The following is a 20,231-nucleotide window of genomic DNA, read 5'->3' as shown; positions in this document are numbered from 1 at the left end:
AATGTGCTTATGCCCATCATTCAGGCTGTGGATCGCGCATTGCAAATTTTGGATCTCTTTGATGAATACGAAACCGAATTGAAAATCACTGAAATCAGCAGGCGCCTCGGTCTTCATAAAAGCACGGTTCATTCTTTGCTCAAAACGCTTCAGTCGCGCGGGTACATCATTCAAGACCCGGACAGCGGAAAATACAGGCTTGGCCTTAAATTGATGGAGCGGGGAAATCTCGTTTCGCAAGGGATGGATCTCCGCAATATCGCTAAGAAATTTCTGATGGAATTATCGCTGAAAACGGGACTCACCGTTCATCTGGTCATTCTGGACGGGAAGGAAGGGGTTTATATTGACAAAGTCGAAGGGGCATCGGGAGTGATCATGTACTCCCGCATCGGCCGCCGCGTTCCCATTCATTCCAGCGCGGTCGGGAAGGTTCTGGTCGCCTTCAAGCAAGAGCAGGAATTGGCGGAAATTCTCAACGGCTATGTTTATACCCGGCAAACGCCCAATACCATTACCTGTGAAGCGGAATTTCTGAATGAGCTGGCCGCTGTCCGCAAAAAAGGGTACGCCGTGGATGATCAGGAAAATGAGCGCGGGGTAAGATGCATGGCCGTGCCCGTCCGGGATCACACCAGACAGGTGATCGCGGCAATCAGCGTCTCCACTCCGGTTTCGGCCCACGATGACGGAACGGACGAACAAATCGTGGATTGCTTGAAAAGCGCAGCCGGCAAGATTTCCGAACAAATGGGTTACGGATTTTGCTGAACGGAAAATTTCATGTCTTATTGTCATACCCCCGGAATGAAAGTGTGAAGCAAAACAGGAGGGAGTGGAGTCCCTCAGAGGGGAAAAGGGGCTCCGCGGCCCGTCCTGTGACGACCATTGACAGCAACGCCATCACCTGTCCAAGGAGTTGTGCACCATGAGAGTGATTCGATTTTTGGAGAATTCCCTTCCTGTCCTCGCTGCAGTAACCGAGGAAGACAGCGTTTATCCGCTTCCCTTTGCCGGATTTCTCGAGCTGGTCAATCAAGCGGAAGCAAAGCAAACCACTCCGCTGCGTCTGATTTTGAACTCGATTGAAAAAGCTGCTCCCTTGCCCCGGGATCTGGAAAGCCTCCAGTTGATCACGCCGCTGGATGCGCCGGAAGTCTGGGCGGCAGGGGTAACCTATGAGCGGAGCAAAGAAGCCCGCAACTATGAAGCAACCGGCGGAAAAATGGATCAGACCACCTTTTACGATAAAGTGTACGATGCAGTCCGGCCGGAAATCTTCTTCAAGTCGACCGCCAGGCGCACGGTGGGGCCGAATCAGCCGGTTTATCTGCGGGGAGATTCCAACTGGCAAATTCCTGAACCGGAACTGGGTCTCGTCCTTAACCATAAAGGAGAGATTCTTGGCTATACAATCGGCAACGATATGAGCTGCCGGGATATTGAAGGCGAAAATCCGCTCTATCTCCCTCAGGCGAAGATCTGGCGCCATTCCTGTTCCCTGGGCCCCGCTGTTTTGCTGGCTGAAGCGGTTGAGGATCCTTACCGGATGGAAATTACCTGCCGCATTTACCGGAACGGGCAAAAAGTGGTCGAAGGGTCAGCCAATACGAGCCAATTGAAACGGAAATTTGCCGAGCTGGTCGATTATTTGAAAAGGGATAATGAAATCTTTGACGGAACGGTTCTGCTGACGGGAACCAGCATTGTCCCGCCCGATGATTTTACCTTGGCGGACGGGGACCGGATTGAGATTGAAATCTCCGGGATCGGCGTACTTTCCAATCCGGTGAAGAGATCAGCCGGTTAAAAAGGAGGCGTGGCGATGGGAACGGCTTACAAAACCGTCATGATGAAGCCTCAGGATAATGTTGCCGTTGCATTGAGCAACATTCCCAAAGGAACGGTGATTCAGGTGCAATGCTGGGATTGGAGCGTCACGGTAAAGCTCGTGAGCGATATCGAGTTTGGCCACAAATTTGCCGTCAGGGCGATTCCGGCCGGCGGAGATGTGATCAAATACGGCGAAGTGATCGGAGCGGCCGTCACAGAGATTGCCGCCGGGGAACATGTGCATGTCCACAATGTGGAAGGAAAAAGAGGGAGAGGGGATCGGATGGGCCATGCAAACTGAATTTTGGGGCTATCGGCGTCCGGACGGAAAAGCAGGCGTGCGCAATCATGTGTTGATCCTCCCGACGATTACATGTGCCACCCAGACGGCTTACCGGATCACGGAGCTGGTTCAGGGAACGGTGACGTTTATCCACCAGCACGGTTGTGCCCAGGTGGGAGCCGATTATGAACAAACCTTTCGCACTTATGCTGGTTTGGGAAAAAATCCAAATGTCTACGGAGTTGTTGGGGCTCGGCTGTGAAACCCATCAGGCACGGAAAATTGCCCAGGATATCGCCAAAAGCGGAAAACCGGTTGAAGTCGTTTCTATCCAGGATCACGGCAGCACTTTGGATGCAATCGCGCAGGGAGCAAAAATCGCCGCAAAAATGGTGCAGGATGCGTCTGCTTTGCATCGGGAACCCCTCCGATTAAGTGAATTGATTGTCGGGACGGAGTGCGGGGGATCGGATGCCTGTTCCGGAATTTCGGCCAACCCGGCGGTGGGCGTTGTCAGCGATTTGATCGCCGATCACGGGGGAACGGCCATTTTGGCGGAAACGACGGAGTTGATCGGGGCCGAACACCTGCTGGCGGAGCGGGCCGCTGACGACAAAGTGAAGAAACGCGTTTACGAAGTGATCCAGGCGATGGAAAGCCGTGCTTTTGCGATGGGGGTGGACATTCGGACGGGAAACCCCAGCCCGGGCAATATCAGGGGAGGACTTACCACCCTGGAGGAAAAATCGCTCGGGGCCGCTGCCAAAGCAGGTTCCCGGACACTTCAGCAACTGGTTGATTATGCGGAGATCCCAAGCAAAAAAGGGTTGGTCTGGATGGATACACCGGGCCATGATATTGAGCAGCTGACCGGGATGGTGGCCGGCGGCGCACAAATCGTCCTGTTCACCAGCGGCAGGGGCACACCCACCGGCTCCCCGATTGCGCCCGTGATCAAAATCGCCACCAACACCCCGATATTTGAACAGATGAGCGACAACATGGACCTGAACGCCGGAACGATCATCGATGGCACGGAAACGATTGAATCCGTGGGAAATCGCATCTTTGACGAAGTGATCCGAGTCGCTTCCGGGAAATTGACGAAAGCGGAAATTTTGAAACAGCACGACTTTGGAATTTGGCGGATCGGACCCACATTCTGAAAACGGATGCCCGCAGGGAGGAAAGAAAACATGGTGGATCAAAAAAACGCACGCACGTACCTAAACTATGTAAACGGAGAATGGCGGTCTGCGTCGACCGGTGAGGTGGAAAAAAGCATTAATCCGGCCAATATTGAAGAAGTTGTCGGCTATGTGCAAAAATCGGGGATTGAAGATTTGAACCGGGCGGTGGCCGCGGCCAGATCGGCGCAGAAAACCTGGCGCAAATTGTCCGGGGCCACCCGGGGAAACTATCTGTACAAAACGGCGGACATATTGGAAAAACGCCTGGATGAGATCGCGGAAACGATGACGCGGGAGATGGGCAAAACACTGCCGGAAGCCAAGGGAGAAACCACCAGAGGTGTAGCCATCCTGCGCTATTATGCCGGGGAGGGAATGAGAAAAACGGGGGATGTGATTCCATCTTCCGAAGCAAATGCCTTCATGTTTACAAAGCGGTTCCCGCTCGGGGTAGTCGGTGTGATCACGCCGTGGAACTTTCCGGTTGCCATCCCGATCTGGAAGATAGCGCCGGCGCTGATTTACGGCAATACTGTGGTCTTTAAGCCGGCTCCGGAAACAGCGGTCACGGCGGCCAAAGTGGTCGAGTGTTTTGCTGAAGCGGGCCTGCCGGCAGGCGTGGTGAATCTCGTGATGGGCGACGGAACGGTTGGACAGGGGATCGCCGAACATCCGTAGGTCGACGGAGTTACTTTTGCCGGTTCGGGACAGGTGGGAAAACTGGTCGGTCAGATTGCTCTGGCGCGCGGGGCGAAGTACCAGCTGGAGATGGGCGGCAAAAATCCGGTGATTGTCCTGAAAGATGCCGATCTCGATCTGGCGGTTGAAGCGACGGTCAGCGGAGGCTTGCGTTCGACCGGTCAAAAATGCACGGCCACCAGCCGGGTGATTGTTGAAAGCGCCGTTTACGACCAGTTCAAGGAGAAACTGCTGGCGAGAGTGAGCGAGTTAAAGGTGGGAAACGGCCTGGAGGATGGCACATGGATGGGGCCGTGCGCCAATAAAAAGCAACAGGAGAAATTCCAATATTATGTGCAAAAAGGGCTGGAAGAAGGAGCTGTTTTGCTCTGCGGAGGGAAAGTGCCGCAGGGAGACCGTTTCCGCAACGGCTTTTACGTGGAACCGACTGTTTTTGAAAATGTGAACCCCCATTCGCTTCTGGCTCAGGAAGAAATTTTCGTCCGGTTTTGGCCCTGATGAAAGTGGACAGTTTGGAAGAAGCGATTGAGATCGCCAATAACTCCGACTATGGCCTGAGCGCTTCGATCTTTACCAAGGACGTATCCAATGCCTTCACCTTTATCGAGGAGATGGAAGCCGGTCTGGTGCGGGTGAACGCGGAGTCGGCCGGTGTTGAACTCCAGGCGCCGTTTGGCGGCATGAAGCAGTCGAGCTCCCACTCCAGAGAGCAGGGAGAGGCGGCAAAAAATTTTTTACCGCAGTGAAAACGGTGTTTATTAAACCGTAAAAAATCAACCTTGGAGGCAGACACAGCGTGAGTATGACCCTCACGCTCCGTCTTTGCCTCGTGAGCGGGGGAGAGGGATGAACATTCGGGAAAAAAATCAAAAGTTGGGAGAGATCTTGCGCGGGATGGATCAGGTGATCGTCGCTTTTTCGGCGGGCATCGATTCCACCTTTGTCCTGGCAAGGGCGGTCGAGGAACTGGGGGAGCGGGTGCTGGCAGTCACCGCCGCTTCGGAAACGTTTCCGGAGAGGGAAATGCAGGAAGCGGTTGCCCTGGCGAAACAGCTCGGCGTAAAACATGAAATCATTCAGATCGCCGAAATGGAAAACCCTCACTTTGTCGCCAACAATCCCGATCGCTGCTACCATTGCAAGGCGGGGTTGTACGGCAGTTTGACCCGTCTGGCCAAAGAGCGCAATATTCCCTGGATACTCGACGGGGCCAATATGGATGATCTGGGGGATTACCGGCCGGGAAGAAAAGCGGCGAAAGAATATGAAGTGCGCAGTGTGCTGCAAGAAGCGGAAATCTATAAAAAAGAGCTGCGCGAACTGGCGCGGGAAATGGGCTTGCCAAACTGGGACAAACCATCTTTTGCCTGTCTGTCCTCCCGCATTCCCTACGGTGATCCGATTACGCTGGAAAAGGTGCGGCAGCTGGACCGGGGGGAACAAGCCCTGCGCGAGATGGGTTTTCGCACCTTGCGGATTCGCCATCATGATACGATCGCCCGGATCGAGGTTCCGCCCGGGGAATTCGCCAAAGTTCTGGCCCTTTCCGAGCGGATTACCGCGGTTTTGAAAGCGGAGGGGTTCACTTACGTAACCCTGGATTTGCAAGGATACCGCTCCGGCTCAATGAATGAAACCCTGAAAACGGCAAAATGATCCTTGGGGGACAGGTCATGGACACTTTTAAGGATATCGGTTTTTGCAAGCTCGATATTGACCGTGAAAAGAGAACGGGTTATCCGGAAGTGATCTTCGGGCAAGGAAAAACGGAGAAGCAGGTTGCCGCGATCTTTGCCGAGTTGATGAAGGCACACAACCGGGCGATGGCCACACGGGCGACGAAAGCGATGGCAGCGCTTGTCAAAGATCAGTTTCCCGAGGCGGTGTATGATCCTGTTTCACGCCTGCTGACATGCGGGGAGTCGCCTCGGCGTTATGCAGGCACGGTGGCCGTAGTCTGCGCGGGGACGTCGGATTTGCCGGTCGCGGAAGAAGCGGCGGGAACAGCACAATGGATGGGGTGCGAAGTGGAGCGGATCTATGATGTGGGAGTAGCCGGCATCGACCGTTTGCTCGCCTTCAGGGAACAACTGAGAGAGGCCCGGGTCGTTATTGTGGTCGCCGGAATGGAAGGGGCACTGGCAAGCGTCGTCGGCGGGCTGACCAGACGCCCGGTCATTGCCGTTCCCACCTCGGTAGGCTACGGGGCGCATTTTTCCGGGTTGACCCCGCTGTTCTCCATGCTGACTTCTTGCACCGCCGGAGTAACAGTGGTGAATATCGATAATGGATTCGGTGCGGGTTATGCCGCGGTGATGATTCAACAATTGGTGCAGGAGGCTGTCGGCAAATGAGCACATTATATCTCGATTGTATATCCGGCATTGCGGGTGATATGACATTGGCCGCCCTGATCGATTTGGGGGCCGACCCCGGTTATATCGAAAAACATTTGAAAAAACTTCCGCTCGATCCTTTTTTCATGCAGATCAAACAGGTGGTAAAACGGGGCATTTCAGCCAAACAACTCTGCCTCCACGTTGAACCGCAACCTCATCATTCCCGTCATCACGCCCATCGCCATGCTGCCAATATTCTGGCGATGATCGAGCAAAGTGAGCTGCCGTCCCGCGTTAAAGAAAGGAGCCGCTCGATTTTTTCGCTGATCGCTGAAGCCGAAGGGAAAATTCACGGGATTTCGCCGGAGAAAGTGCATTTTCACGAAGTAGGGGCGATGGATTCGATCATCGATATCATCGGAACTTGTTTAGCTTTGGAAAACCTGGGGATTGAACAAATTTTCGCCTCTGAAGTGCCGGTCGGAAGCGGAAAAGTGCAGATGGCCCATGGTTTGTATCCGATTCCGGCACCGGCCACAGCGGAGCTTTTGACAGGGATCCCGCTGGCATTCCTCCATGTGAATGGAGAATTGACGACCCCGACGGGCGCCGGGATTTTGAAAGCGCTCGTCAGCGAGTTCAGGCCGATTGGAGGCTTTACCATAGAGAAGATCGGGTACGGTGCAGGGGAGAAGGATTTCGATCATCCGAATGTGTTACGGGCGCTTCTCATAAAAGATGGTGAAGAAAAAAAGGAGTATGACAGGCAAAGGGAAACGATCGCCGTTCTGGAAACCCAAGTGGATGACATGAGCGGTGAAGCCCTTGGTTATGCGATGGACCAACTGTTTCGCGCCGGGGCGCTCGATGTGTTTTATACGCCGGTTTATATGAAAAAAAATCGTCCAGGAACGTTGATTACTGTTTTGGCGCCGGAGCATTTGGCCGAACGTTGTGAAGACGCCCTGCTCAGGGAAACGACAACTCTCGGCGTGCGGCGAACGAGGTGGACGAGATCGATTCTCAGGCGGGAGACCGACAGGGTGGAGACCCCCTATGGAACGATTGCCGTCAAGCGGGCATACCGGGATGGAACGGCCATTCGGCAGATGCCGGAATACGAAGAGGTGGCCCGAATCGCGCGGGAAAAAGGGGTTCCGTTCCAGGAGGTGTACGAAACGGTGATCCGCTGCGTGCACGATAAGGAGCGGGCATAGCGGAATATAAACGGGAGAGCTTTGCAAGAGCCGCAGGATTTCAATGATCGGAGGAAACCTGTGGCTCTTTACATGAAGCTTGACATTAAAGTGTATAATTTAAGGTAACTATAAAAAAATTAGTATGTCCACCGCCATCTTCAGGGATGACGGATGATTAGAGGTGAACTTCGTTGATTAAACTGAGCGTGTTGGACCAATCCCCGATTCCGGAAGGAAAAACGGCAGAAGAGGCCTTGGCGGACACGGCCCGTTTGGCGCAGGAAACAGAAAAGCTGGGATTTCACCGTTTTTGGGTATCCGAGCATCATTTCACCCGCAGCCTGGCAGGTTCCAGTCCGGAAGTGCTCATCAGCCATCTTGCGGCCAAAACGGAGAAAATGAGGATCGGCTCCGGCGGTGTTATGCTCCCCCACTACAGCGCTTATAAAGTGGCTGAAAACTTTAAGGTGCTGGAAGCATTGTACCCGAACCGGATCGACTTGGGCCTGGGAAGGGCACCGGGAGGAATGCCGCTGGCGACCAAAGCGCTCCAAGAAGGAAAAATCTCTTATGCAGACCATTATCCGCAGCAAATAGCGGATCTGATTTCCTTTCTCCATGATCATGAGCACCCTGAGTACCCGGGATTGCGTGCGACTCCGCTGATCGGAACTGCACCGGAGATCTGGTTGCTCGGTTCCAGCGGCGGCAGTGCCTTGCTCGCTGCCCAACAGGGAGCGGGGTATGCATTTGCGCAATTTATCAACGGAGAAGGCGGAGCCGATGTGGTTCGGTTTTATCGGGAACATTTTCGCCCGTCGCAATTGAATCAGCAGCCGCAAACCATTCTCGCCATTTTCGTCGTCTGCGCGGAAACGGATGATGAGGCGGAGCATTTGGCCGCGAGCCTGGATTTATCCCTGCTCTTGATTGAAAAGGGGGGTGCAGCCAACGGGATTCCTTCCGTTGAAACGGCGCTCCGTTATCCTTATTCTGCCTATGACCGCTATCGCATAAAAGAGAACCGCAAACGGATGATCGTCGGGTCAAAAGAACGGGGGAAAGAGCGAATTCTTCAACTCGGCGAAGAATATGGTACAGAAGAATTTATGATAGTAACCCTGATGCATGACTTTGCCTCCAAACTGAAATCATACCGCCTGTTGGCGGAGGCGTTTGCTTTGAAAAAAGACTGCTGACCAACGCATGGTCGGCAGTTTCCATCCCGTCATCCCTGAATTCCGAACAGATCGAATTTTTTGTCCGGATGCTGAAAGGGGGAAAGAAATGAAAGCAAAATGTTTACAACCGGGCGACACGATTGGCATTATCGCCCCGGCGAGCCCGACTGATCCGGTGGAACTGGAAATGTCACTTGAAATTTTGGCGGGCTTTGGTTATCGGGTGAAGCCCGGTCGTTCGCTGGGAGAGCGCTACGGTTATCTGGCTGGAAGGGATGAGATTCGGGCGGAGGATATCAACCGGATGTTTGCCGATCCCGAAGTGGATGCTGTTTTTTGTCTGAGAGGAGGGTACGGAACCCCTCGTCTGCTGGATCTGATCGATTATGAAATCATCCGGGCCAATCCGAAAATTTTTGCCGGCTATAGCGATATTACCGCATTGCATGTGGCGATTTATCAGCGGACGGGATTGGTTACCTTTCACGGCCCGATGGTGTTTGAACTGGCAAAGCGCTTCGATGCCCTTTCCTGGCATACGCTTTTTACGCACCTGTCCCGGCCTTGTCCAGTTGGCGGATACCTCTCCTCAGCGGAAAGCTGTCCGTTCACCATTGTCCAAGGTGAAGCGGAAGGGAAGTTGGTCGGCGGAAATTTGTCCCTCCTGGCGGCTTTGCTCGGTACGCCGTATGAAGTGGATACCAGGGGACACATTCTCTTCATCGAAGAGATTGAGGAAGAGCCATACCGGATTGACCGCATGCTCACCCAGCTGAGACTGGCCGGAAAGTTGCAGCAGGCAAGCGGGATTGTTATAACGGAATGTACCGACTGTGAAGCAGCGGATGATGCGAAGAGTTTAACCGTGAGACAGGTTTTGGAAGATATTTTGAAGCCCCTTGGCATCCCCGCTTTTTATGGATTGAAAGCGGGACATACCAATGTCAACTTGACACTGCCGGTCGGGGTCCGGGCAAAAATGGATGCAGGCGGGCGATGGCTGCAATTTCAGGAAGCCGGCGTAACCTGCTGAAAAAAAACTGCCCCAGTTCCCTGAGGCAGTTTGCTCTAACCTTTATCTTCCAGATCCCAAACAGGCACGATCATGACATTATCCTTGTTGACTTCTTCATGCACCTGAGCTTTTTCAGCGTGTTCATCGACCATTTCAATCCAGACCGGGCGTCCCCGGTAGGTGACTTCGATGTGTTCCGGAGACTTTAAAATCTCTTTTGCACGTTCCAGATCCATGCGCAATCCCTCCTCATCTATCCATAGGGTTACGTATTGTGGCCGGAGTTATACGTTGTACGCAGCGCACCGAACCCGTTTTTTCCGAAGAAACCCGGGCCCTTTCCCTGATTGGGGCTGTTGGCAAAATTCAACGAGAGGGACGGCGAAGGAACTGGAGCAAAAAAGCACCCGGTCCGACGGACATTTCCGTTTCGGGAGTTTGCCGTAAGCGGAAAACCCGGGGCCATTCCCGTCCTATCCGCTTTTTCATCAAAATTTGAAATGATCGGGATGCTGGCCGAAACGGTGGTTCTGGTTCATTGCATCGATCTGGTCCATTTCTGCGGGGGAGAGTTCAAAATCAAAGATATCTGCATTTTCCTTGATGCGGTGTTCGCGCACGGATTTGGGAATCGTGACGACTCCGTGCTGCAAGTCCCAGCGCAAAATGATTTGAGCCGGAGTCTTGCCGTGTTTTTCGGCAAGGGCTGTCAGTGTCGGGTGATCGAGGTTATTTCCTCTCATAAGCGGACTCCAGGCTTCCAGCTGGATCCCTTCCTGTTTGCAGTATTGAAGCAGTTCCTTTTGCGTCAGCAGGGGATGGTATTCCACTTGATTTACCATCGGCAGCAGATCACTGTGTTTTTTCAATTCCTCGATATGATGGATTTGAAAGTTGCTGACACCGATCGCCCGAACCTGTCCTTCCCGGTATAATGTTTCGAGTGCTTTCCATGTGTCGATAAATTTCTCTTTTACCGGCCAATGGATAAGATAGAGGTCAATATAATCCACCCCCAATTTTCGGCGGCTCTCGTTAAATGCCTTCAGGGTGGTGTCATAACCTTGATCGGTATTCCATACTTTGGTGGTCAGGAAGATCTCTTCCCGGGGAATCCCGGATTCTTTGATTGCCCGGCCGACACCTTCTTCATTTTCATAGAGCGCGGCGGTATCGATGCTTCGATATCCCGTGTTCAGCGCCGCCTTGACTGCGTTGATGACTTCAGTTCCCTCCCGGGCTTTGTAAACGCCGAGACCGAGCCAAGGCATCTTCACACCATTATGTAACGTGGTCGTGCTGGTAAGATCCAGAGCCATGTGATCGCTCCCTTTTTGTGAAAATATGTTTCTGGGCAAGACATGTTGCCGTCGGGCAGTGGTGTCCCTGAATTTCCCGATGGCCGTTCAGGGGAGAGCCACTTCCCTCCCCGGTTTGTTTCCCGGGGTAAAAGAAAAGTTGTTTTTGTTGGATAACGTTCTCCTTTTCATAGTAGTACGTAACCGGGGCGGCTTCAAGGCAGAGCCAACGTTGACCGCCATCTCCCGGCAAAGCCGAAACCGAGGCTCGCATGCTCTGTTGGCAGGGAGAACAACTCGGTTGACGTATATGATTTTTTTCGAACTGTTACCTGTCACTCCGTGCAAAGAGATACATGTTTATGATTATTTGATATATTATAAATTCAATAAATATAGTGATACTTCTGCATAAACTCATTTAAAATGAAATTATTAACGAACAAGGAGGCCGTTCACATGAAAAACATGACAAATCAAACCGTACAAACATATAAGGGTGTGACATCCTCTTATCTGTAAATGATGTACCCCTTATATGTGTTTATTTAAATAACACAAAAAAGGGGTAAATCATGCGTTTTCCGGTAAAAAAATTTTTCTCATATTACAAACCGTATTTAATGCCGTTTCTTTCGGTATTGGCATGCGACTTGATCGTTTCTGCTGTGAGTTTGGTGTTTCCATTGCTCGTTCGGTATATAACGAAAGATGTTCTGGAAGGAGACTTATCCACTACGTTAGGTGAAGTGTACCAGATCGGCGGGCTGATGCTTGTTTTGGTCGTGATCCAGAATGTCGGAAATTATTTTGTAGACTACAAAGGTCATGAGATTGGTGCCCGTATGGAAAGGGATATGCGCGGTGAGTTGTTCGCGCATATGCAGAAGCTTTCCTTAAGCTTTTACGACAAGGAAAAGACAGGTCAGCTCATGTCTCGGATAACGAACGACCTGCTACTGCTTTCCGAGCTCTGCCATCACGGCCCGGAAGACTACGTCAAATATCTCGCCCGTTTTATTGGAGCATTTGTCATTTTGTTCTTCATTAACGCCCCTTTAACAATCGCTGTGTTCTGCTTTTTGCCATTCTTTGGTGTCTTCACATTGTATTTTAATAAGAAGTTGAACAAGGCATTAAGAAGAAACAAAGAGCGAATCGGGGACGTAAACGCACAGGTGGAGGACAGTCTGTCGGGAATCCGCGTGGTAAAATCGTTTGCCAACGAGCACGTGGAGATTGAGAAGTTTAACCGGGAAAATAATTGTTTCCTCGATAGCCGGAAAAAAACTTACAAGGCGGAAGCGTATTTTTTCAATGGTGTTGAAGCGTTTATCCAACTGATTATGATCACGGTGATTATCTTTGGCAGTGTCAGTATTGTGAATAATACTTTAGAGTTAGCTGATTTAATTACTTTCCTACTGTATATCGGCTTTATGATTGAACCCATTCAACGGTTGACTCATATGAGTACGCAGTTTCAAGAAGGGATCACGGGCTTCCAGCGCTTTATGGAAATCATGGATCTGAAGCCGGCAATCGAAAACAAACCGAATGCCATAACCTTGCCACAGGTACATGGAGAGATTGAGTTCAAGAAGGTTTCCTTCCGTTACGAAGACCATTTGGACAATGTATTGGTAAATCTATCGCTTCGTATACAACCCGGGGAGTACGTTGCGTTGGTTGGTCCGTCCGGTGCGGGAAAAACTACATTATGCTCGCTCATCCCCCGTTTTTATGACGTGACAGAGGGGGAGGTGTTGCTGGACGGAATCAACGTCCGCGATCTTGACCTGCGATCATTAAGAAATAACATCGGTATTGTACAGCAAGATGTTTACCTTTTTGCGGGAACAGTGTTGGAAAATATCCGCTACGGAAATCCAGCGGCGAGCGATGCAGAAATTATCAGGGCAGCCAAGCATGCCAATGCACATGACTTTATTATGAGCTTGCCAAACGGCTATCACTCCGAGATCGGACAAAGAGGTGTCAAATTGTCTGGTGGGCAAAAGCAGCGGCTGAGTATTGCCCGCGTATTCTTGAAAAATCCACCCGTTCTGATTTTGGATGAGGCAACGAGCGCGCTGGATAACGAGAGTGAAAGCATTGTCAAAGAATCACTGGAATCACTGGTCAAAGGACGTACAACCCTCGTGATTGCCCATCGCCTTTCCACAATCCGCAATGCCCGACGAATTATTGTACTGACGGAGGGTGGTATTGTGGAACAAGGTACGCACGATGAGTTACTTGCACGAGATGGGGTATATGCACACCTGTATTCCAAGCAGTTTGATTAGAGTTGGAAACCGCTTCAGAAAAGGGACCCCGCGCTCTTTATTCGCCCTTTCTGTCATGCATCAGCCAAAGCGCGAGACAAAAAACATGCAGCCCGCCGTGAGCTGCATGTTTTCAAATAACCGTTTATTTTCCGATGAATTCTTGTACCCAGTAATTTCCGTCTTTTACATAACCGACACCGATGTAATTGAAATCTTTATTCAAGATATTTTCACGGTGTCCTTTGCTGTTCATCCAGTCTTTCACAACCTCTTGCGGAGTGGGTTGCCCCATGGCAATATTTTCTCCGGCGCTGTTGTATTGGATGCCATACTTATTCATCATGTCAAATGGGGAGCCGTAAGTCGGGCTGTTGTGGTCAAAATAATGTTTGTCATGCATGTCTTGTGCTTTGTCCCGTGCCATCCGGCTCAATTTCGAATCGATTTTCAGGGCAGGCAACCCGTATTTGGCCCGTTCCTGATTGACAAGGTCAACCACTTGTTTCTCGTATTCGCTCAGCGTATAGCCGGTTTGTTGTTGTCCGGAAGAAGACGGTGGGGTCGATGCCGGTTTTGTCGTCTGGTTGGTTGCAGGTTGCTTTTTGACCGGAGCCGGTTGCTGTTGGATCTGCTTGGGCTGTACCGGAACGGATTGCGGCCGGTTTTGGATGATTTCCAGCGAGTCCACTTTGATGCCGTATTGTTTGAGAAGCTGATCGAGATGCAACTCTTTCAAGGTTTCTTGAATATAGTGACAATAAGAGGAATTGGCGGAATCAGCTTCTGTACCGGGATCTTGTTTGCCGGCAGCAAAAGTTGTAAGCGGGCTGGTGACAGCCAATGCTCCTGCAATTGCCAATGAAGTCAAAATACGACGATTTTTCACAGAATAACCCTCCTGTTCATTTCCTGGCTCAACAGTGAAGCTGAGCGTTTCTCTATTAGAGGATAACATAGGTTTTGACGATATTTAGTAGAAATAGTTGGAAGTGGGATTGGTTTCCTTTCAAAGGTGGGGGTTAAAGCAAATGGAGAGAAAAGGCATCCGCTGACCGGATGTTAGCCAGCAGGTGAGGGGGGACACCGTGGCATTAGCCGGCAACGAACTTTCACAGAAAAACACCTTCCCCCCATGGCTATTGCCGGAGAAAGGTGTTTTGCCTTCAATTGAGTGAACTTGCTTGTGTATTTACTGTTGGCTTTTCTGCAAAGCCTGATCGAGATCTTCAAGAATATCGTCGATCGACTCAATGCCTACGGACAGGCGGACGAGTTCAGGCGTTACACCGGCACTGCGCTATTCCGCTTCCGACAGTTGCTGGTGGGTCGTGCTCGCCGGATGGATGACCAATGATTTGGCATCACCGACATTGGCGAGATGAGAAAAGAGCTTCACATTTTGGATAAATTTCTTGCCGGCTTCCAAACCTCCCTTAATGCCGAAGGTGAAAACGGCTCCCTGGCCTTTGGGGAGGTATTTTTGCGCCAGCTCATAGGTGCGGTGGGTTGGCAAGCCGGGATGGTTTACCCATTCCACTGCTTCATGCTCTGCCAGATATTTCGCTGTTTTCAGGGCATTTTCACTATGCCGTTCCATTCTCAGATGCAAGGTTTCCAGTCCCTGCAAGAGAAGGAAAGCATTAAAGGGAGAAATGGCGGCGCCGGTGTCGCGCAGCAGTTGAACGCGGGCTTTGATTATGTAGGCCAATGGGCCGACCGCTTCGGTATATCGGACGCCATGGTAGCTGGGATCAGGCTCGGTAAGATCCGGGAATTTCCCGTTCGTCCAGTCAAAACGGCCGGAGTCGACGATTACCCCGCCAATGCTGTTGCCATGACCGCCGATAAATTTCGTTGCGGAGTGGACGACGATATCAGCCCCGAATTCAAAGGGACGGCATAAATATGGCGTGGCAAACGTATTGTCGACGATGAGAGGAACACCGTGATCATGGGCAACGTTCGCGACTGCCTCGATGTCCAGGATATCGGTTTGCGGATTGCCGATGGTTTCGGCGAAGACTGCTTTGGTTTTATCAGTGAAGGCTTTGCGGAAATTTTCCGGATCGGACTGATCGACGAAAATCACTGTGATCCCCAGTTTGGCCAGTGTATGCCTGAAGAGGTTGAACGTGCCGCCGTAAAGATGGCTTGAAGCGACAATTTCATCTCCGGAATTGGCGATATTAAGAATGGAATAAGTGATCGCTGCCTGTCCGGAACTGGTCGCCAGCGCCCCGACGCCTCCTTCCAGTTCGGCCACCCTTTTTTCAAATACGTCCTGGGTCGGGTTCATAATGCGGGTATAGATATTGCCGAATTCCTTTAACGCAAACAAATCCGCCGCATGCTGGGGATCATTGAACACATAGGAAGTCGTTTGGTAAATCGGTACGGCCCGGGCATTGGTTGTCGGATCAGGTACCTGTCCACCGTGGACGGCAATCGTTTCAAGCTGGTGCTTTTTTTGTTCGCTCATGTTTTTCCTCCTTCTCAGTAAAAAGCCTCTTCCCTGATCCAGAGAAGAGGCTTTGTGATCCATTTTCCTCTCCTATCTCTTAGAAACTGATGCTCAGTCTCTACAGGAATTGGCACCTTCCGGTTCGTCTCACCGGGGTTGCCGGGCTTCATCGGGCCAGTCCCTCCGCCGCTCTGGATAAGAGTATAAAACGTGAAAATATATGTTTTTTTATCGATTTACTACATTATAATAAATTGTGATTTTTTTTGCAATGTATTTTGCAAGGGAATTTGTTTGGGATCCAAAAACGATGAAGGAGATTTTTGCGTTCCGGACTCTGGTGAAAAGTCATGATCTTTTCCGAAGGGTCCCGCAGCGATGGTGAGCCTTGGGAAAATTTATTTTAAAATAAAAAACAAACAGAGAGACAGGTGAATAAATATTGTCTGTTTTTTTAAAATTGGTATAATAAGCAGGAGAAGTGGAATATAAGCATTGAGGTGGACGCCGATGAACGGAATCCCGCGCCCGCTGGTACGTGCCAACCAATGGTTTCAGGTACTGTCGGTTGTTTTTGCCCTGATCACAGGTCAATACTGGATTTTGCTGCTCCCGTTGCTCACCGGGCTGTACAGTCTGATCGTGGGCCAAAATCCGGTATTTTGGGTTGTTCGCCCGTTTTTAAGAAAACCGCATTCGCACTATGCGATGGAAGATCCTGACCAGCAGAGATTTAACCAGATGATCGCAGCTGTCTGCCTGGTACTCAGCCTGATCGGATTTTATGCCGGAGTGCCGGCGGTTGGGTATGTATTTGCCATTCTGTTGGGAATCGCGGCCTTTGTGGCCATTCTCGGTTTTTGCATCGGATGCTTTATCCGTTACCAATATCTCCGCTACAAGCAGCGGAAAGCTTGAACCCGCCTCGTTGCGGGTTTTTTTTTGCGGTTCATTCGGTGTAGAATAAGGGGAGGTTTTGCAAGAACGTTAAATGAGGTAGGTTTATATGAAAATCGTACTATCGACGTTAAACGCCAAATATATTCACACCTCGCTTGCTTTGCGCTATTTGAAAGCATTTTGTGAGCGTGAATTTGCTGTGGAAATCGCGGAGTACACCATTAAGGATCCGGCGATGAACATCGTTTCCGACCTGTTTAACCGCGCTCCCGACGTGGTCGGTTTCTCTTGTTATATCTGGAATATCGAAGAGACGATCACCGTGATTGACATGCTGAAGAAAGTAAAACCGGATGTGAAAATCGTCCTGGGAGGGCCGGAGGTGTCCTATGACACAAAAGAATGGATGGAGCGGTTGCCCCAAGTCGATTTTATTGTGATGGGTGAAGGGGAAGAGACATTTCATCACTTGCTGACCGAGTTGAGCGGTGAACAAAAGTTCCATTTTGTGTTTGGACTTGCTTGGCGCAAAGGTGATGAAATCATCATCAATCCGCCGCGCCCCAAATTGGATCTGAACAAAATTCCCTCACCGCACCGGTTTGAGGAAGACCTTCCCCATCTGCCCAATCGCGTTGTTTACTTTGAGACCAGCCGCGGCTGCCCGTTCAGCTGCCAGTTTTGTTTATCCAGCATCGAAGTGGGGGTCCGTTATTTTGACATCGAGCGGACGAAGCAGGATTTGCTCTACCTCATCCGCAACGGTGCAAAGCTGATCAAATTTGTCGATCGCACCTTCAACATTAAGCGGGATTATGCACTGGAGATTTTTCAGTTTTTGATTGATCACCATGGGGGCTGTACATTTCAGTTCGAGATTACTGCGGATATTATGCGCCCGGAAGTGCTGGATTTTCTGGCGGAAAAGGCCCCGCCCGGCATTTTCCGCTTTGAGATCGGCGTGCAATCGACCAACGACCCGACAAACGAAGCGGTCAAACGGCGGCAGAACTTTGCCAAGCTGAGCCGCACCGTGACCAAAATCAAGGAGTCCGGAAAAATCGCGCAGCATCTCGACTTGATTGCCGGGTTGCCGCTGGAGGATTACAACACTTTCAAGAAAACATTCAATGATGTGTTTGCATTGAGGCCGGAAGAGTTGCAGCTCGGCTTTCTGAAAATGCTGCGGGGAACCGGGATGCGGCTGGAAGCGGAGAAGTACGGCTATGTATTTATGGAGAAAGCGCCTTATGAAATCCTGGGGAACGAGATTCTCCCGTTTTCCGACATTGTCCGCATCAAGCGCGTCGAGGATGTTTTGGAAAAGTACTGGAATGCCCATCGCATGGATCATACCATTTCCTATCTGGTGGAGCGGGAGTTTCCGTCTCCCTTTGATTTCTTCCAGGATTTCGGGGATTTTTGGGAACGCAAGGGCTGGCAAAAGATCGGTCATCAGCTGGAAGATTTGTTCACCCGCTTGCATGCTTTTTTGTTGGAACGGGCTACCAGGCATCTTGACCTGATTCTCGGCTTGATGAAATACGACTACTACCTCGGACACAAACACCGCCCGCGCAAGGTTTGGTGGGAGCTGAGTTTGAGCAAGGAAGAGCAGGCTGCTCTGTTGCGACAGGCTGCGGAACAACCGGAACTTCTTTCAGGCGATTTCGCAAACCTTGGGCTTTCCGAGCGCGATCTGTTCAAACATGCGGTTGTCGATATGTTGCCTTTCGATTTGGACGTTTATCTGCGAACAGGCGAAATTCTTCGGCGGGACGTCGCTCTGTTTGCCGTTTACCGGCCTGATCAAGGAATGTCGGCCAGATGTTACACGATGCCGGTGAACGACCGCCAAGTTCCGCCGCCCGATGTGCGTAAAGTCGTTTGAACGTTCGTTCCGGGGCAAGCGAAAAAGCGGAAAGGCTTTGTTTTCACATTCGCATTAAGACGAAACCTCCTCCGGATGGGGGAGGTTTTCTCGTAATATTGATCGTTTTCCGGATCATGGAGCCTCCTACCTTCCATTTCTGCCACACATGTCAACGAAATGAGTGAACGGGGAATGGAGCGGGAAAACATTGACAATGAATGGTGTTTTTCAATACGATTAAATTATTAGATAATAGGAATATTTTTGTATATGGGGAATTGTCTTTGTTGCCCGCGGTCAGTTAACCAGCTCAAGAAGGGGGTTGACCAGTTTGTCTGCATCACAAAATCAAGCTGTGAAAGAGAATCATGGTGCGAAAAAAGTGAGACAAATGAATTTTCGCTGGTGGTTTGCCGTTTGCTTATGGGTTTTGCTCTTAATCTCCTACATCGACCGGACCAATATTTCCATCGCCGGTCCCGAGATGGTCAAGGACGGAGTGGTCACGGAGAGTGCACTCGCTCTTGCCAATAGCCTGTTTCTCTTTATGTACGGATTGTCCAATCTGTTCGGCGGTTACCTGGGTGATCGCTTCGGGCCGAGAAAAGTCGCCTTGTTCGCGCTGATCTGGTGGTCGCTCATGACCTTGTTCACCGGTTTTGTCTGGAGTTCATTGGCGCTCGTTTTTTCACGGGTTCTCCTGGGGTTGGGGGAAGGGATGCACTGGCCGCTCAACTCAAAGTGGGTCAAAGAGTGGTTCCCGTCCCATGAACGGGCTCGCGCAAACATGTTCTGGGAATTCGGGCTGACGATGGGGCCGATTATCACCGGGCCGTTTGTGACCTGGCTCATCCTGTCAACTGGCACATGGAAAACCCCGTTTATCGTGATGGCTGTCATCGGGATCATCATCATGGCCCCGATTCTTTGGAGTATTGCGAAGGACCGGCCGGAGGAAAGCCGTTTTGTTTCCGCGGAGGAGCTCGCCTATATTCAAAAGGGGCGCAAGGATGAAAGCGCCTCCAGCGTGGGTGTCGGCGATGTTTTAAGAAAAGCGGATTTTTGGCTGCTTTTGATCAACTGGTCGGGGATGGCGACGGTCTTTTACGGAATTTTATTCTGGCTTCCCTCCTATCTGATGAAGGTGCGCCATCTTTCCCTTCATATGACCGGATTTTGGTACATGCTGCCCTATATCTTGATGACAATTGCCATTATTTTGACCGCTGTTGCCAGCGACCGCCTGATGAAACGTTCCATCTTTGCCGGGATTGGAACCATCATTGCCGGTGTGGGGCTCTTTTTGGGAACGCATACGGATAATCTCGTGCTGGCGATGCTGCTCATCTCCGTATCGGCCGCGATGAACGGCGTGGTTTTACCCACGATTTGGAGTTCGCTGCAACGCATGTTTCCCAGCCAAAATGTCGGAATCGGCGCAGGGCTGTTAAACGGGTTGGAAAACATCATCGCTGCGGTGGGGACGTATATTCTCGGCCTTTCGTTTAATGTCGGTTTTTCCTACCTGATCATCTTCGCCCTGATCGGCGGCATCAGCGGGCTGATTCTGGCGAAACGCGGGTATTGAGAAAAAATCGTTGACAGGCATGGTCTTTTCGGTTATAAACAATTCTATATAATGGATCGGTTGACGCAATGATGGAGTGAG

15 protein-coding genes, 3 pseudogenes and 1 riboswitch are annotated in these 20,231 nt (G+C 51.0%); of the genes and pseudogenes, 14 read left to right on the top strand and 4 right to left on the bottom strand.

The window, feature by feature from the left end:
* The first annotated feature begins 9 nt into the window (after positions 1 to 9).
* The 10 genes and pseudogenes from JG50_RS0101350 (at position 10) to JG50_RS0101305 (ending at position 9,757) form a co-directional block, all read left to right on the top strand.
* Positions 10 to 771 carry an IclR family transcriptional regulator gene (locus JG50_RS0101350; RefSeq protein WP_033099284.1) on the top strand — a complete coding sequence of 254 codons (762 nt, stop codon included), beginning with the start codon at positions 10 to 12 and terminating at the stop codon, positions 769 to 771.
* 157 nt (positions 772 to 928) lie between these two features.
* Entirely contained in the window at positions 929 to 1,810 is an 882-nt protein-coding gene (locus JG50_RS0101345) for a fumarylacetoacetate hydrolase family protein (RefSeq protein ID WP_033099283.1), read from the top strand.
* Positions 1,811 to 1,825: 15 nt separating this feature from the next.
* Entirely contained in the window at positions 1,826 to 2,134 is a 309-nt protein-coding gene (locus JG50_RS0101340; RefSeq protein WP_033099282.1) for a UxaA family hydrolase, read from the top strand.
* Positions 2,124 to 3,282 (top strand): annotated as a pseudogene (locus JG50_RS17975) (UxaA family hydrolase). Before JG50_RS0101340 ends, JG50_RS17975 begins: the two are co-directional and overlap by 11 nt.
* 30 nt (positions 3,283 to 3,312) lie before the next feature.
* A pseudogene (gene gucD, locus JG50_RS17970) lies at positions 3,313 to 4,774 on the top strand (alpha-ketoglutaric semialdehyde dehydrogenase GucD).
* A 77-nt stretch (positions 4,775 to 4,851) separates the two neighbouring features.
* Positions 4,852 to 5,661 carry an ATP-dependent sacrificial sulfur transferase LarE gene (larE, locus tag JG50_RS0101325; RefSeq protein ID WP_033099281.1) on the top strand — a complete coding sequence of 270 codons (810 nt, stop codon included), beginning with the start codon at positions 4,852 to 4,854 and terminating at the stop codon, positions 5,659 to 5,661.
* A gap of 17 nt (positions 5,662 to 5,678) precedes the next feature.
* Positions 5,679 to 6,359, top strand: coding sequence for a nickel pincer cofactor biosynthesis protein LarB (gene larB / locus JG50_RS0101320; RefSeq protein WP_033099280.1), 681 nt, complete (start codon positions 5,679 to 5,681; stop codon positions 6,357 to 6,359).
* Entirely contained in the window at positions 6,356 to 7,561 is a 1,206-nt protein-coding gene (gene larC / locus JG50_RS0101315; protein WP_033099279.1) for a nickel pincer cofactor biosynthesis protein LarC, read from the top strand. The genes larB and larC overlap by 4 nt, the downstream gene beginning before the upstream one ends.
* Before the next feature lie 173 nt (positions 7,562 to 7,734).
* A complete protein-coding gene (locus tag JG50_RS0101310; RefSeq protein ID WP_033099278.1) occupies positions 7,735 to 8,742 on the top strand; it encodes an LLM class flavin-dependent oxidoreductase in 1,008 nt (335 codons plus the stop codon).
* A gap of 88 nt (positions 8,743 to 8,830) precedes the next feature.
* Entirely contained in the window at positions 8,831 to 9,757 is a 927-nt protein-coding gene (locus JG50_RS0101305) for a S66 peptidase family protein (protein WP_033099375.1), read from the top strand.
* Positions 9,758 to 9,792: 35 nt separating this feature from the next.
* On the opposite strand, the gene JG50_RS0101300 is transcribed toward JG50_RS0101305, so the two are convergent.
* Together JG50_RS0101300 and JG50_RS0101290 are read right to left on the bottom strand one after the other, a co-directional pair.
* Positions 9,793 to 9,975, bottom strand: a complete 183-nt coding sequence (locus JG50_RS0101300) for an H-type small acid-soluble spore protein (protein WP_033099277.1) — start codon at positions 9,973 to 9,975, stop codon at positions 9,793 to 9,795.
* Positions 9,976 to 10,227: 252 nt separating this feature from the next.
* Positions 10,228 to 11,058, bottom strand: coding sequence for an aldo/keto reductase (locus JG50_RS0101290; protein ID WP_033099275.1), 831 nt, complete (start codon positions 11,056 to 11,058; stop codon positions 10,228 to 10,230).
* 554 nt (positions 11,059 to 11,612) lie between these two features.
* On the opposite strand from JG50_RS0101290, the gene JG50_RS0101285 reads away from it, so the two are divergent.
* Complete coding sequence (locus JG50_RS0101285; RefSeq protein WP_033099274.1) at positions 11,613 to 13,346, top strand: ABC transporter ATP-binding protein; 1,734 nt, start codon at positions 11,613 to 11,615, stop codon at positions 13,344 to 13,346.
* A gap of 124 nt (positions 13,347 to 13,470) precedes the next feature.
* On the opposite strand, the gene JG50_RS0101280 is transcribed toward JG50_RS0101285, so the two are convergent.
* Together JG50_RS0101280 and JG50_RS17965 are read right to left on the bottom strand one after the other, a co-directional pair.
* A complete protein-coding gene (locus JG50_RS0101280; RefSeq protein WP_033099273.1) occupies positions 13,471 to 14,214 on the bottom strand; it encodes a CAP domain-containing protein in 744 nt (247 codons plus the stop codon).
* A 303-nt stretch (positions 14,215 to 14,517) separates the two neighbouring features.
* Positions 14,518 to 15,807, bottom strand: a pseudogene (locus JG50_RS17965) (homocysteine synthase).
* 69 nt (positions 15,808 to 15,876) lie between these two features.
* Positions 15,877 to 15,991: riboswitch (SAM riboswitch) on the bottom strand.
* 308 nt (positions 15,992 to 16,299) lie between these two features.
* Here JG50_RS17965 and JG50_RS0101270 point away from each other — a divergent pair.
* The 3 genes from JG50_RS0101270 to JG50_RS0101260 all read left to right on the top strand — a co-directional run bounded on the left by JG50_RS0101270 (position 16,300) and on the right by JG50_RS0101260 (position 20,150).
* Entirely contained in the window at positions 16,300 to 16,707 is a 408-nt protein-coding gene (locus JG50_RS0101270) for a DUF4395 domain-containing protein (protein WP_033099272.1), read from the top strand.
* Positions 16,708 to 16,795: 88 nt separating this feature from the next.
* The gene (locus JG50_RS0101265) at positions 16,796 to 18,580 is read left to right on the top strand and encodes a B12-binding domain-containing radical SAM protein (RefSeq protein ID WP_052153872.1); all 1,785 of its coding nucleotides are present in this window, start codon (positions 16,796 to 16,798) and stop codon (positions 18,578 to 18,580) included.
* Positions 18,581 to 18,893: 313 nt separating this feature from the next.
* Positions 18,894 to 20,150, top strand: a complete 1,257-nt coding sequence (locus JG50_RS0101260; RefSeq protein WP_232330988.1) for an MFS transporter — start codon at positions 18,894 to 18,896, stop codon at positions 20,148 to 20,150.
* Positions 20,151 to 20,231: the final 81 nt, after the last annotated feature.

Origin of the sequence: Thermoactinomyces daqus, from assembly GCF_000763315.1 — a bacterium.
GTDB lineage: Bacteria > Bacillota > Bacilli > Thermoactinomycetales > Thermoactinomycetaceae > Thermoactinomyces_A > Thermoactinomyces_A daqus.
This window is presented reverse-complemented; position numbering and strand designations above follow the sequence as displayed.